General features: G+C 71.7%; 13 protein-coding genes and 1 pseudogene. 3 read left to right on the top strand and 11 right to left on the bottom strand.

The window, feature by feature from the left end; all coding sequences use genetic code 11:
• Nucleotides 1–32: 32 nt before the first annotated feature.
• Entirely contained in the window at nt 33–893 is an 861-nt protein-coding gene (locus tag MUY22_RS30620; RefSeq protein WP_247050338.1) for an alpha/beta fold hydrolase, read from the bottom strand.
• Between the two features lie 89 nt (nt 894–982).
• On the opposite strand from MUY22_RS30620, the gene MUY22_RS30615 reads away from it, so the two are divergent.
• The gene (locus MUY22_RS30615) at nt 983–1435 is read left to right on the top strand and encodes a MarR family winged helix-turn-helix transcriptional regulator (protein ID WP_247050336.1); all 453 of its coding nucleotides are present in this window, start codon (nt 983–985) and stop codon (nt 1433–1435) included.
• A 130-nt stretch (nt 1436–1565) separates the two neighbouring features.
• The gene (locus MUY22_RS30610) at nt 1566–2384 is read left to right on the top strand and encodes an IclR family transcriptional regulator (RefSeq protein WP_247050334.1); all 819 of its coding nucleotides are present in this window, start codon (nt 1566–1568) and stop codon (nt 2382–2384) included.
• A gap of 23 nt (nt 2385–2407) precedes the next feature.
• On the opposite strand, the gene MUY22_RS30605 is transcribed toward MUY22_RS30610, so the two are convergent.
• Together MUY22_RS30605 and MUY22_RS49505 are read right to left on the bottom strand one after the other, a co-directional pair.
• Complete coding sequence (locus MUY22_RS30605; RefSeq protein ID WP_247050332.1) at nt 2408–3877, bottom strand: dihydroorotase family protein; 1470 nt, start codon at nt 3875–3877, stop codon at nt 2408–2410.
• 8 nt (nt 3878–3885) lie between these two features.
• On the bottom strand, nt 3886–4206 hold the full coding sequence (locus MUY22_RS49505) for an FAD-binding protein (protein ID WP_256476003.1): 321 nt from the start codon (nt 4204–4206) through the stop codon (nt 3886–3888).
• Between MUY22_RS49505 and MUY22_RS49500 the strand changes: the two genes are divergently transcribed.
• On the top strand, nt 4177–4422 hold the full coding sequence (locus tag MUY22_RS49500) for a hypothetical protein (RefSeq protein ID WP_256476012.1): 246 nt from the start codon (nt 4177–4179) through the stop codon (nt 4420–4422). The two genes, MUY22_RS49505 and MUY22_RS49500, sit on opposite strands and share 30 nt — an antisense overlap.
• Before the next feature lie 35 nt (nt 4423–4457).
• Here MUY22_RS49500 and MUY22_RS49495 read toward each other — a convergent pair.
• The 8 genes and pseudogenes from MUY22_RS49495 to MUY22_RS30565 all read right to left on the bottom strand — a co-directional run.
• Nucleotides 4458–5264, bottom strand: a pseudogene (locus tag MUY22_RS49495) (FAD-binding protein); the annotation flags it as partial.
• Nucleotides 5261–5896: an aspartate/glutamate racemase family protein gene (locus MUY22_RS30595; protein ID WP_247050330.1), complete on the bottom strand. Its 636-nt coding sequence runs from the start codon at nt 5894–5896 to the stop codon at nt 5261–5263. The gene MUY22_RS30595 and the pseudogene MUY22_RS49495, both read right to left, overlap by 4 nt.
• Nucleotides 5896–7245: an MmgE/PrpD family protein gene (locus tag MUY22_RS30590; protein WP_247050328.1), complete on the bottom strand. Its 1350-nt coding sequence runs from the start codon at nt 7243–7245 to the stop codon at nt 5896–5898. Before MUY22_RS30590 ends, MUY22_RS30595 begins: the two co-directional genes overlap by 1 nt.
• On the bottom strand, nt 7242–7943 hold the full coding sequence (locus tag MUY22_RS30585) for an ABC transporter ATP-binding protein (protein WP_247050326.1): 702 nt from the start codon (nt 7941–7943) through the stop codon (nt 7242–7244). The genes MUY22_RS30590 and MUY22_RS30585 overlap by 4 nt, the downstream gene beginning before the upstream one ends.
• Nucleotides 7930–8664 carry an ABC transporter ATP-binding protein gene (locus tag MUY22_RS30580; RefSeq protein WP_247050324.1) on the bottom strand — a complete coding sequence of 245 codons (735 nt, stop codon included), beginning with the start codon at nt 8662–8664 and terminating at the stop codon, nt 7930–7932. Before MUY22_RS30580 ends, MUY22_RS30585 begins: the two co-directional genes overlap by 14 nt.
• Nucleotides 8661–9704, bottom strand: coding sequence for a branched-chain amino acid ABC transporter permease (locus MUY22_RS30575; protein WP_247050322.1), 1044 nt, complete (start codon nt 9702–9704; stop codon nt 8661–8663). The genes MUY22_RS30580 and MUY22_RS30575 overlap by 4 nt, the downstream gene beginning before the upstream one ends.
• A complete protein-coding gene (locus MUY22_RS30570; protein WP_247050320.1) occupies nt 9701–10714 on the bottom strand; it encodes a branched-chain amino acid ABC transporter permease in 1014 nt (337 codons plus the stop codon). The genes MUY22_RS30575 and MUY22_RS30570 overlap by 4 nt, the downstream gene beginning before the upstream one ends.
• Nucleotides 10711–11955: an ABC transporter substrate-binding protein gene (locus MUY22_RS30565; RefSeq protein WP_247050318.1), complete on the bottom strand. Its 1245-nt coding sequence runs from the start codon at nt 11953–11955 to the stop codon at nt 10711–10713. Before MUY22_RS30565 ends, MUY22_RS30570 begins: the two co-directional genes overlap by 4 nt.
• Nucleotides 11956–12019: the final 64 nt, after the last annotated feature.

Raw genomic sequence — 12019 nt, 5'->3', positions numbered from 1 at the left:
ACGTCGAATGTATGAATGACGCCGGGTGCGTGTCAAGGAAGCTCGACGTCGCGGTAGAAGCGCAGCATCGCGTCCGCGAGCCGCCCGGGTGCCGCCATGGCCACGTAGTGCCCGACACCGTCGAGCGTCACGGTCGTCACGTCCGTGGCGACCTGACGCATCGTCGACGGCAGGAACTCGCCCGGCCGGCCGCTGACGGTGAGCACCGGGATCCCGAGCTTCTCTTTCGCCAGCTCACGGATCTCGTCGCCTTCGCGGAGCATCGACCGGTAGAGGCCGCTCGCGCCCCGGAACGCGCCGGGCCGCTTGTAGGTGCGGGCGAGCTCGTCGATGTCGGCGTCGGTGAACGCGTCCGGCGTGGCGTTGAGCGCGGGAATGGCGTACCCGGCGAGGAATTCCCGTTCGCGCCCGGCCAGCAGCAGCTCGGGGATCCCGGGCGCGACGAGCACGCCGATGTGCCAGGCACCGCCGTGGGTGACGTCGGCCAGCGCCTCGACGCCGAACCCGGGCAGGCCGGTCTCGATGGCCGCGTAGCTGCGCACCAGCTCCGGACGCGTGGCAGCGAGCCGGAACGTCGTGCCGCCACTGACGTCCTGCCCGGTCAGGTGGACGGGGCCGAGGTCCAGTTCCGTGATCAGGGCGGCCAGGTCGTTCGCGGCGGTGACGCTGTCGTGGTCGTCGCCCGCGACGTCGGAGTCGCCGAAGCCGCGCAGGTCGACCGCGAACACCCGATGGTGCGCGGCGAGCAGCGGGATCAGTTTGTGGAAGACCCACCAGGACTCGGGGAAGCCGTGCACCAGGAGGACGGGCGAACCGGTCGCCCCCGCGGTGACGTAGTGCAGTTCGGTGCCGTTGACGTTCACGCGGTGGTGGTCGACGCCGGGGAGGTTCATGGGACTCCTTCATTGATGGACAAGCTGCTTGTCCAAGCTACCGATAGACAAGGCGCTTGTCCATGGTGCCGGCTGTCTATGCTCTGCCCATGGAGCGATCCTCGGGTGCCGAGCTGGCGCTCCTGCTGCTGCGCGGGTTCCGGTCGATGGTGGACGACGTCTCGATGGAGCTGGCCGACCACGGGCACCCGAAGGTCCGCCCCGCCGACGAGTTCGCCCTGCGCGCGGTCGACAACGGCGCCGACACGGCGTCGGAGCTGGCCCGGCACCTGTCGGTCACCAAGCAGGCGGCGGCCCAGCGGATCGCCATCCTGGAGGACCTGGGCTACGTCGAGCGCGAAGCCGACCAGGCCGACGCCCGCCGCAAGCGCCTGCGGGTCACGCCCCACGGCCACGAGATGATGCGCATCGGCGGCACCCTGTTGGACGAGGTCCGCAACCGCTGGGCGGCGGAGATCGGCCCGGCCGAGCTGGCGGCCCTCGAAGCGCACCTGACCCGGCTCACCGCGGGAACGACCCCGGTCGTCGACGCACCCGAGTAGCGCCCGGACACCGCGGCGACAGAGTTGTATCGCTGGACGGAACGAACTCCGGCTTGCGCGCGAAAGTGCTACGATTACGCCCGAAATCGTTCCTGTCAGCGAAACGATCCGGAATTCGAGGTCTCTCGGCTTGGCCGTCAACAGTACCGCCGGGCGCAAGCCCGCCGCCGCGTCGGACAACACTGGTACCGAGGCCGCCGCGCGGGTGGCCGATGTGTTGCTGCTCTTCACCGGTGGGCCCCGGTACCTGGGCGTCAGCGCTATCAGCCGCGAGCTGGACCTCTCCAAGGCCGTCGTCTACCGGATCCTGCAGTCGCTCGTCTCGCGCGAGATGCTCGCCACCGATCCCGGCGTCGCCGGTTACCGGCTCGGGCCCGCGGCCGTCGCTCTTGGGGCGAGTGCTCTGCGCCGGTTCGACGCGCGTGTTGCCGCCACACCCGTGCTGCGGCGGCTGCGTGAGGAGACCGGGGAAACCACCACGTTGTCCGGACTGGTCGGTGACGAACGGGTGTACCTCGACCAGTTCGAGAGCCCGCGTGAGATCAAGATGACCGTGGAACTGGGCCGGCGGTTCCCGCTGCACGCCGGTTCTTCCGGCAAGGTGATCCTCGCGTCGCTGGCCGAAGACCGCCGGGAAGCGTTGCTGCACCGGGAACTTCCCGCGCTGACCGAGCACACGATCACCACCGCCGAGCAGCTGCGCGAAGCCCTCGCCGAGGTGGCCCGTGACGGCGTCGCCGTGTCGCTCGGCGAACGGCAGCCCGGCGCGGGGTCCGTCGCCGCTCCCCTGTTCGGGCCGGACGGTGAGGTGCACGGCTCCATCAGCATCTGCGGCCCGCAGTACCGCTTCACCCCCGACGCCGTGAGCCGCTACCGCGACCTCGTGCGCGAAGCCGCGGCGGAGATCCGGCAGAGCTGGGCCTGGCTGCAGGAGTCCGGCGGCCGGTAGGGAAACCCACCGGCCGCCCCCGATCACCTGCCGCGCTTGAGGTAGCGGCCCACCGGGTCGCCGGTGATCTTGCCGTCGGCGAACACGTGGTTTCCCCGGACGAACGTGTCGGTCACCTTCGCCGTCATGTCGAAGCCCTCGAACGGCGTGTACTCCTGCGTCGACTCCGACTCCGCCGCGCGCACCGTCCAGCGGACGTCCGGGTCGACCAGCGCGAAGTCGGCGTCGAAGCCCTCGGCGATCGTGCCCTTGTTCAGCAGGCCGTAGCGGCGTGCGGGGTTCTGCGACGTCAGCTGCGCGATCCGCTGCAGCGAAAGGCCCCGCTTCGTGCCCTCCCCGACCAGGCCGGGCAGCAGGTACTCGGCACCGCCGAAACCGGACTTCGCCAGGAAGACGTCCTCACGGTCCGAACCGAACTTCAGCTCGTCGCGGCAGCACGCGTGGTCGCTGACCACCCAGTCGACGTCGCCGGCCAGCACGTGCCGCCACAGTGCCTCGACGTCGTCGCGCTCGCGCAGCGGTGGGTTGACCTTGCCGCCGATGCCCGACGCGGTGTCGACGTCGGCCAGCAGGTGCCCGATCGTCACCTCGCGCCGGAAGTCGATGTGCGGGAACGCCTTCCCCATCGTCAGCGCGGCCGACAACGCCTTCTCCGACGACAGGTGCAGCAGGTTGATGTTGGGCAGCCCGGTCTCGTGCGCCAGGTAGGACGCAATGGTGACGGCCAGGCCTTCGGAGTGCGGCGGCCGCGACGCGCTGTAGGCCCGCAGGCCCGACAGGGAACCGTCCTGCTCCACCAGTTTCGTGTAGGCCGTCATGATCTCCGCCGTCTCGCAGTGTAGCGAGAGCGACAGGTGCGGCGCGTACTCCGTCAGCACTTCGCGCGCCTGCTGGACCCCGCGCATCACGAACTCGAAGTGCGCGATGTCGTAGCGCTCGTCCGGCGGGATCATCAGGAAGTCGCTCTGGCTGGTGGAGCGCCCGTGCAGGCCGTGGCTGCCGTAGAACATGAAGATCTTGAACGACGTGACGCCGAATTCCTCGACCAGGTAAGGGATCTCGGAGATGTGCTGCGAGCTCATCGGCGCGAGGTGGAAGGCGTAGTCGACGTAGGCGTTGCCCTCGGACGCGCTGAGCACCTCGGGGAAGAAGTCGCGGTAGCTGCCGCCCTTGTTCAGGTAGTACTGGCCGGTGCGCATGTACGTCAGCGACGTCGTGACGCCGCCCTGCGCGCTCGCGCGGCTCTCGGGGCGCGTGTCGGTGGCCAGCTCGTTGTAGATGCCCCAGTGCTGGTGCGCGTCGACGACGCCGGGGAAGGCCAGCAGCCCGCGGCCGTCGACGACCTGGGCGGCGTCGGCCGCGGGCTGGTCCGGCGCCACGCGCGTGATCGTGCCGTCGTTCACGGCGATGTCCAGCAGTTCCGGCTCGGCCCCGTCGGCGTCGTCGGGCCGCACGACCCGGACGTTCTTCACGAGCAGTTCCGTCGTTGCCATGTCTCTCCTCAGCTTGCGGGGTCGTTGGTTCGGCGCCGGGCGACGTCGCCGGCGGCCAGGTAGGCCAGCCCGAAGGCGGGCAGCAGGCCGTTGCCAGGCAGGTAGCCGGCGGCGCCGTGGCCGGAGATGCTCGCCGCGGCGCCGCCGGCGGCGTACAGCCCGGGGATCGGGCGGTCCTGGGGGTCGACGACGGTGGCGTGCTCGTCGACCAGCAGCCCGCCCTGGGTGTGGAACAGCGCGGGCACGACGCGCACCGCGGCGTAGCGGCCCGACAGCGGACGCTCCCAGTTCGTGCGGCCGTGCTCGTCGTCGCGTTCGCCGCGGGCGATCGCGGCCGCGGTGGTGAGTTCTTCGGCCAGCGCGTCCGGCGGCAGACCGGTTGCTTCGCCAGCCCGGCGACGTCGTCGGCCCAGACCAGCGCGCCGGAGGCGACCGTGTCCCGGAAGTCCTGGAACGGCTGGCACTGCTCGAAGATCGTCTCGTCGAGCACGATCCAGCCGGTCGAGCCCGGACGCGCGGCCAGCTCGGCGGCGTACTCGGAGTAGCCGCGGGTCTCGTTGCCGAAGCGGCGGCCTTCGAGGTCGACCAGGATCGCGCCGTGGATGATCGTCGCCCAGCCGACGAGCGTGCCCGCGTTGGCCGCGACGGCGCCGTGGCCCTGGTACGCGTCGAGGAACCCGTTGGCGGCGCCCAGTTTTTCGCCGATGCGCAACGCGTCGCCGAGCGACTGGTCACTCCCCTGGTACAGCGCCCCCGCGATCTCCGGCAGGTGCCGTTCGACGAGGTCCGCGTCGGCGCCGAAGCCGTTGGTGGCCAGCAACACCGCCCGGGTCGGGATCTCCTCCTCGGTCCCGTCCGGGTACCGGACGACGACCGCGCGCACACCGTCCACATCGGACAGGACGTCGGTCAGCCGGGCGGGCGCGAGCAGCTCGACGTTCTCGTGCTCGGTCGCGCGCCGGGCGAGGTGGTCGATGACGCCGGAGCCGTGCCGGCCCGGGATCGAGTGGCAACGGGGTACGGCGTGGCCGGGGTAGTTGAAGTCCGTGACCAGCGACAACGGCAGCCCGGCGGAGTCCGCGAGCCACTCGACCAGCGGGGCGCTCACCTCGGCCAGCGTCCGGGCCAGCCGTGGGTCGGCCTGCCCGTGCGTCTTGGCCATGATGTCGGCGACGAACTTCTCGGGTGAGTCGTCCACGCCCTCCGACGCTTGCCAGCGGGACCCGGCGCCGGGGAACATCGCCGTGGACATCGAGGTGTTGTTGCCCCGCCGGAAGTGCTCACTCGCCTCGACCACGAGGACGGAGAGCCCGAGTTCGGCCGCGCGCAGGGCCCCGGCGAGCCCGCCGCCCGCACCGGCGACGACGAGGTCGGGTCCGTCGGTCACGGCTGCTCCTCGACGGCCAGCAGCCGCATCGCCAGCGCCGTCGGGTCGACGATCCGCGCGGGCAGGTCGGCGGGCTCGACGTCGACGGCCGAGCAGCCGTTGATCACCGCCGTCGCCCCCAGGCCGGCCAGCTCGCGCACGGCCGTCCCGAGCGCCGCGTTCCACGTCTCGGTCTCGGCGATCGCGGAGAACGGCAGGTCCAGCACGCGGATCCCGGCGAGGTACTCGGTCAGCCGGTAGGCGGCGATGCGCTTCGAGAACTCCCCGGCGATCGCTTCGTTGCGCACGACCGCGCCGAACCGCACGCCCTTCGCGGCGAGGTAGGTGGCCGACAGCTTGAGCAGGCCGTGCACCGGCAACGCGGGTTCGGCGACGGCGTCGGGTACCGCGGGGTCCAGCACGCAGTCCGGGAAGGCCAGGTCCCAGCCGTCACCGGCGGTCGCGAGCACGGCGGCGACGGCGTTCTCCGAGACGCGCATGGACGCGTCCGTGTCCAGGGTCTTCGGCGCTGCCGGGCCGACGTCCCGCAGCTCGATCTCCAGGCCCGGCGGTGCGAGCCGGTCGTACCGCTCCTGGCGCCGCCGGATCTCCTCGGGCGGCAGGTGGATGGGCGTCACCGCGAGGGCACGCATCAGCTCAGCTCCTTCTCGTCGGTCCCGGCCAGCTCGCGCAGCGCCGCGCCGACGCGGGGCAGGCCGGGCAGGTCGCGCCCCAGCGCCGCGGCCTGTTCCACGACGTGCGCGGGCAGCCAGGACTCGAGCAGATCGGCCAGGTCGGGCTCGGTCAGCGGGTGGTGGTCGGCGTCGCCGACCGGGTTGGGCACCTCGCGGGTGAGCGAGGCGCCGTCGTCGAAGGCGATGGTCACGCGGGCGGCGCGCTCGTCCGGGAGCCGTGCGGTGAGGTCGGCCGCCTCGACCAGGCGTACGCGGCTCGCCAGGGCCCGCACGTCGGCGTCGTCCAGCGGGCTGGTCGGCCCGACCTCGCCGGTCAGTGCCGCGGTCGCGACCACGAACGGCGTGGAGAACATCGCCGAGAGCCGGTTGGACCAATCCACATCGGACAGTCCGACGCCCAGGACGTAGGTCTCCACCAGGACGTGCGTGATCCCGTCGGCCCGGAACGCCGGATGCGCGCGCAGGTCGAGCACGGCGTCGGCGGCGGGGTGGGTGAACGAGCACGACGCGTGGCGCTTGAAGTAACCGCGCGAGATGTCCCAGCGCGTGCCGAGGTCCGCGGTCAGCTCGGCCGGTTCGAACTCGCCGAGCACCGTGCCGAGCGAGAGCGCGGCCGTGCCGGTGGTGCGGGCCATCCCGGCCACGGCCATCCGTACGGCGGCGAGCCCGGACGTCGCCGAGGCGCCGAGCCACGCGTTGCGCACCGGGTTGCCCTGCGTCGCCGAGTCGAAGTGCCCGGCGATGCCCATTCCGGCCGCGGTGTCGATCGCGGCCGCGACCGCGCCGGGCGGGAGGCCGAGCAGCCGGGCACACCCGGCCGCCGCGCCGGGGACGCCCCAGCTGCCGTGCGGGTGCGCGCCCGCGCGCAAGGTGGTCGCGCGGCCGAACCGCGCGGCGACCTCGTAGGCGGCCAGCAGCGCCGCCGCCGTGTCCGCGCCGGTGCTGTCCAGTTCGGCCGCCAGTGCCAGCACCGCGGGGAAGCCGTGGGCGGCGGGATGGCCCTTGGCGTACTTGTGGCCCTCGTCCAGCTCCAGCGAGACGAGCGCCACGGCGTTGAGCCAGGCCGCCGCGTCCGTCGTCACCAGCCGGCCGCCGCCGATCAGCGGCGCCGGTCCGGGAGGCGCGTTCCAGGCGCCGGCCAGCGCCCGCTGTTCCGGCAGAGAAGCACCCAATGCGGTGACGCCGACGACGTCGAACAGGACGAGGGAAAGCCGGTCCAGCACCGCGGCCGGGACGCCCGTGACGTCCAGTTCGGACACCCACGCGCCGAGGTCCGCGGTGGCGGAAGCCGCTCGTTCACGTTTCACAGTCCCAGGTACGCCTTCCTGACCCGGTTGTCGCCGGCGAGCGCGGCGCCGGTGCCCTCCAGCACCGTCGATCCGCTCTCCAGCACGTACGCCCGATCGGCGATGGCCAGCGCCTGCTTCGCGTTCTGCTCGACCAGCAGCACCGCCACCCCGCTGTCCCGGATCCGCCGTACCGCCTCCAGTACGGTCCAGGTCAGTTTCGGCGAAAGCCCGGTCGACGGCTCGTCGAGCATCAGCAGCCGCGGCCCAGCCATCAGCGCGCGGCCGATCGCGAGCATCTGCTGCTGCCCGCCGCTGAACGTCTGCGCGGTCTGCGTCCGGCGCTCGGCGAGCACCGGGAACAGCTCGTAGACCTCGGCCAGCGAGGTCGCGGCCTGCGCGGGCGTGCGGGTCCACGCGCCCATCCGCAGGTTCTCCTCGACGGTCAGCGTGCCGAACAGCGCCCGGTCCTCGGGCACGTGCACCAGGCCGTCGCGCACCAGCTGGTCCGGACGGCGCCCGGCGGTCGGCGTGCCGTCGAGCGTGATCGTGCCCGACAGCGGCTTGAGCTGGCCGCAGATGCTGCGCAGGGTCGTGGTCTTGCCGGCGCCGTTCGCGCCGACGAGCGCGACGATCTCGCCGGCGTCGAGGCGCAGGTCGACGTCGTGCAGGATCCGCATCCGGCCGTACCCGGCGCACACCTTCTCAAGCGTCAGCATGGGTCGGCTCCTCACCCAGGTAGGCGTCGATGACCCGGGGGTCGCTGGTGACCTCGGCGGGCGAGCCGACGGCCAGCACGCGGCCCTGGTCGAGCACGAGCACCCGGTCGGCCAGCCGCATCACCGCGGCCATGATGTGCTCGATGAACACCAGCGTGACGCCCTCCTGCTCACGCAGGCCGGCGAGCAGGTCGAGCACCGGTTCGCGCTCGGCCGGGACCAGCCCGGCGAGCACCTCGTCGAGCAGCAGGACCTTCGGCCGGGTCGCCAGCGCACGAGCCAGTTCGAGGCGCTTGAGCCCGGCGGTCGGCAGGTCGGTCGCGGCGCGGTGGGCCCACGGCCCGAGCCCCACCCGCTCGACGACGTCCAGGGAGTGCTCCCGCAGCGCCTTGGCGCTCAGCCGGTGGTGCTGCGCGGCGAGGCTGACGTTCTGCGCCACCGTCATGCTCGCGAACGGCCGCATCAGCTGGAACGTGCGGACCATCCCGGCGCGGGCGATCCGGTCGGGCGCGTGGCCGGTGACGTCGTCGCCCGCCAGCCGCACCCGCCCGGTGTCCGGCGGCAGCGCTCCGGAGATCACGTTGAACAGCGTGGTCTTGCCCGCGCCGTTGGGCCCGATGACGCCGAGGATCTCGCCCTCGGCGACGTCGACGTCCACATCGGACAGTGCGTGCACCCCGCGGAACGCCTTGCCGACGCCGCTCACCTCGACGATGCTCATCGTCGCCACCTCGCAGCGAGAGTTCCGACGATCCCCTTGGGCAGCAGCCGCACGATGAGGATCACGAGCACGGCGTACAGCACGACGTCCAGGCCGCTGCGGCCCTGCAGGAAGTCCAGGAACCCCGGTGGCGTGCGCAGCAGGGTCGCGGTGACGTCGGTGAGCGAGCCGATGATGATCGCGCCGACCACCGGGCCCCACACCGTGCCGATGCCGCCGATGACGACGGGCACGATCGCCTGGATCGAGATGGCCGAGCCGAACCCGAGATCGGGGTTCACGAACAGGTAGTACTGCGTGTAGAACGCGCCCGCCACGGCGGTGATCGCGGCCGACAGCGCGACCGTCATCAGCTTGTGCCGCAACACCGGGGCGCCCAGGGACGCCGCCGCCAGCTCGTCGTCGCGGATCGCCGTGACGTACCGGCCGGCGCGGGAGTGCAGGAAGCCGATGCTGATCGCGACCGCCGCCCCGGCCAGGAAGAGCGCCACCCAGAAGTAGGCGGGCGAGTCGGCCGGGAACTGGATCTGCCACAACGACGAGCCCTGGATCAGCGGCACGCTGTAGCCGACGGACTTGTTGGCGAACGCGCTGCTCGTGACGATCAGCCGCAGCATCTCCGCGAATGCGAAGGTGGCCAGCGCGAAGTACGCGCCTTGCAGCTTGTAGCGGAAGGAGAAGTAGCCGATGACCACCGCGACCGCGGCGGCCACCGCCATCCCGGCCAGCATCCCGATCCACGGCGACACGTTGTGCTTCACCAGCAGGTACGCGCTGGTGTAAGCGCCCAGGCCGAAGTAGGCGGCGTGGCCGAAGCTGAACATCCCGCCGAAGCCGCTCATGATGTTCCAGCCGACGGCCATCAGCAGGAAGATCAGGATCCGCACGGCGACGGCGCCCTGCGCGGCGGGCAGGATCAGCGGCAGCGGGATCGCGACCACCACGAGGACGGCGAGGATCGCGAACTGCCGGTTCTGCGGCCGCAACGGCGGTGCTTTGACGACGTCCGCGTTGCTCGGTGGGGCGATCGTGATGGTCATGCTCGCCTCCCGAACAAACCTTGCGGGCGGAGGAAGAGCACCAGCACGAAGACCACGAACACGCCGAGCAGGGAGCTCTGGCCACCGAGGTAGATCGTCGTGAGCTGCTCGACCAGCCCGATCAGCAGGCCGCCGACGAGCGCGCCCGCGACGTTGCCCATGCCGCCGAGCACCACGACGACGAACGCCGTGATGGTGAACTGGTCCCCCAGCGTCGGCGTCACGGTCACGAGCGGGCCGGCGAGCACGGCCGCGGCACCCGCGCACGCCGTGCCGATCGCGAAGGTCAGCGTGTGCATCCGGCGGACGTTGATGCCGACCAGTGCCGCGCCCGGCGCGTTCGCGGCGACCGCGCGGATCGCCGTGCCCAGCCGGGTGCGCCGCAGGAGCCAGTACAACAGCCCGCCGAGCACGACGGCGCCGAGGAACGCGTACAGCCGCGAGCCCGCGACCACCGCGCCCAGCAACGGGAACTGGAAGTCGCCGGGCAGCGTGATGGTCTTGGGCTCGGCGCCGAAGAACATCTGCAGCCCGTTCTCCAGCAGCAGCGACAGGCCGAGCGTGATCAGCAGCTGGTTCTCCAGCGACCGGCCGCCCGCCCCGGACAGCAGCCCGCGGTGCACGGCCGCGCCGAGCAGGAACAGCACCGGGACGGCCACGACGATCGTGAGGTACGGGTGCAGTCCGGTCGCTTGCACCATGCCGAAGGAGATGAACATCGCGACCGCGAGGAACGCGCCGTGGGCGAAGTTCACGATGTCGAGCACGCCGAAGATCAGCGTAAGCCCCATCGCGATCAGGCCGTAGAGCCCGCCGGTCAGGATGCCGGTGACCACCGACTGCCAGACGACCAGGCCGCTGCCGGACTGCAGCAGCGCGACGACGACCGCGAGCACGAGGATCGCGGCGACGATGCCGGCGCGGCGGAGGAAACCCTTGCGCTCCTTCGATTTCCGGTCGGGAGGTGCGGTTTCGGGGACGACGGGCGCCCCGGTGTCGAGTTCGGTCATGGGCGCCACGCCACCCTGTAGTCGGGCCGGGATTCGGCTTTTTCGGGGGGATAGACCTGCTGGACGCGCCCGTCCCGGACCTGCATCAGCACCGGGAAGGCGTTGCGGTTGTCACCGTTGGGGGCGAACTCGATCTGCCCGCGACCGACGGTCAGCGGCGCGACCTGGGCGGCGGCGATCGCGTCCCGGACCTTCTCCGGGTCGGTGCTGCCGGCCTGCTCGACGCCGTGCGCGATGACCTGGACGGCGTCGTAGGACAGGACCGCGCCGGTGCGCATCGGGTCGCCGTACTGCTGCTGGTACTTCTCGCGCAGCGCGACGGTCTCGGGATTGGTCGCGTCGTAGTGGTAGTTGGCGCTGAAGTAGAGGTTGCCGAGCGCGGCCGCGTCGGCGACGAACTTCGGCTGGTCGTACGCGCCGTTCGAGACGCCCCAGACCGCGTTGAGATCCGGTTTCACCGAGGCGATCGCCTTGGCCGCCAGCAGGCTGTCGCGGTAGTAGCCGGCGACGGCCAGCACGTCCGCGCCGGACGCCTTGACCTGGGTGATCTGCGCGGTCAGGTCGCTGACGGTGGTGGCGTCGTAACTGATGTTCGGCCCGACGCCGATGCCGAGCTGCTTCGCGGCCGCGGTGAAGGCGTCGGCCGCGCCGGTGCCGAAGTCGCTCTGCTCGTGCAGGAACGCGACCTTGCGGACGGGCTTCCCGGCCTGCTCCGAAACCGCTTTCAGGTACTGCGCGGCGGCCGTCGCGATCGCGTTGCTGCCCGGCTGGACGCGGAACGAGTACTGGTAGCCGTGGGCGAAGATCGCGTCGGACGCGGTCACGTCCATCACGAACGGCACCCGGTTGCGTTCGGCCACGACGGCGACGTTGGTGCTCACGGCGCTCTGGTAGGTGCCGACCAGGCTCACCGCGCCGGCCGAGATCAGCCGCTGCGCCTCACTCTGGCCGATGTCGGCCTTGCCCTGGGTGTCGCCGGTGACCAGCTCGACCTTGCGGCCGCCGAGCGAGGAGATGCCGCCGGCGGCGTTGATCGCGTCGACCGCCAGCTGCGCGCCGCGGCGCATCTGCAGGCCGTCGACCGCGTTCGAGCCGCTGACCGGGTGCAGCGCGCCGATCTTCACCGGGCCCTCGTCCCGCCCCGCGGCCGCGCCGCCGGCCCCCATCGGCGCCGAGCCCCCGCACCCGGTCGCGAGCAGGGCGCACGCGCCGAGCGTCGCGACGAGTTTTCGTGCGGACATGTCACCTCTTCCCACTGGAAGGGCTGCCGTTCCGCTAAGCGAAACGCCAGATTTGTTATCGGTC

This window comes from Amycolatopsis sp. WQ 127309 (genome assembly GCF_023023025.1).
GTDB lineage: Bacteria > Actinomycetota > Actinomycetes > Mycobacteriales > Pseudonocardiaceae > Amycolatopsis.
Note: the sequence above shows the minus strand (reverse complement) of the source record. Positions and strands in the feature narration are given on the sequence as shown.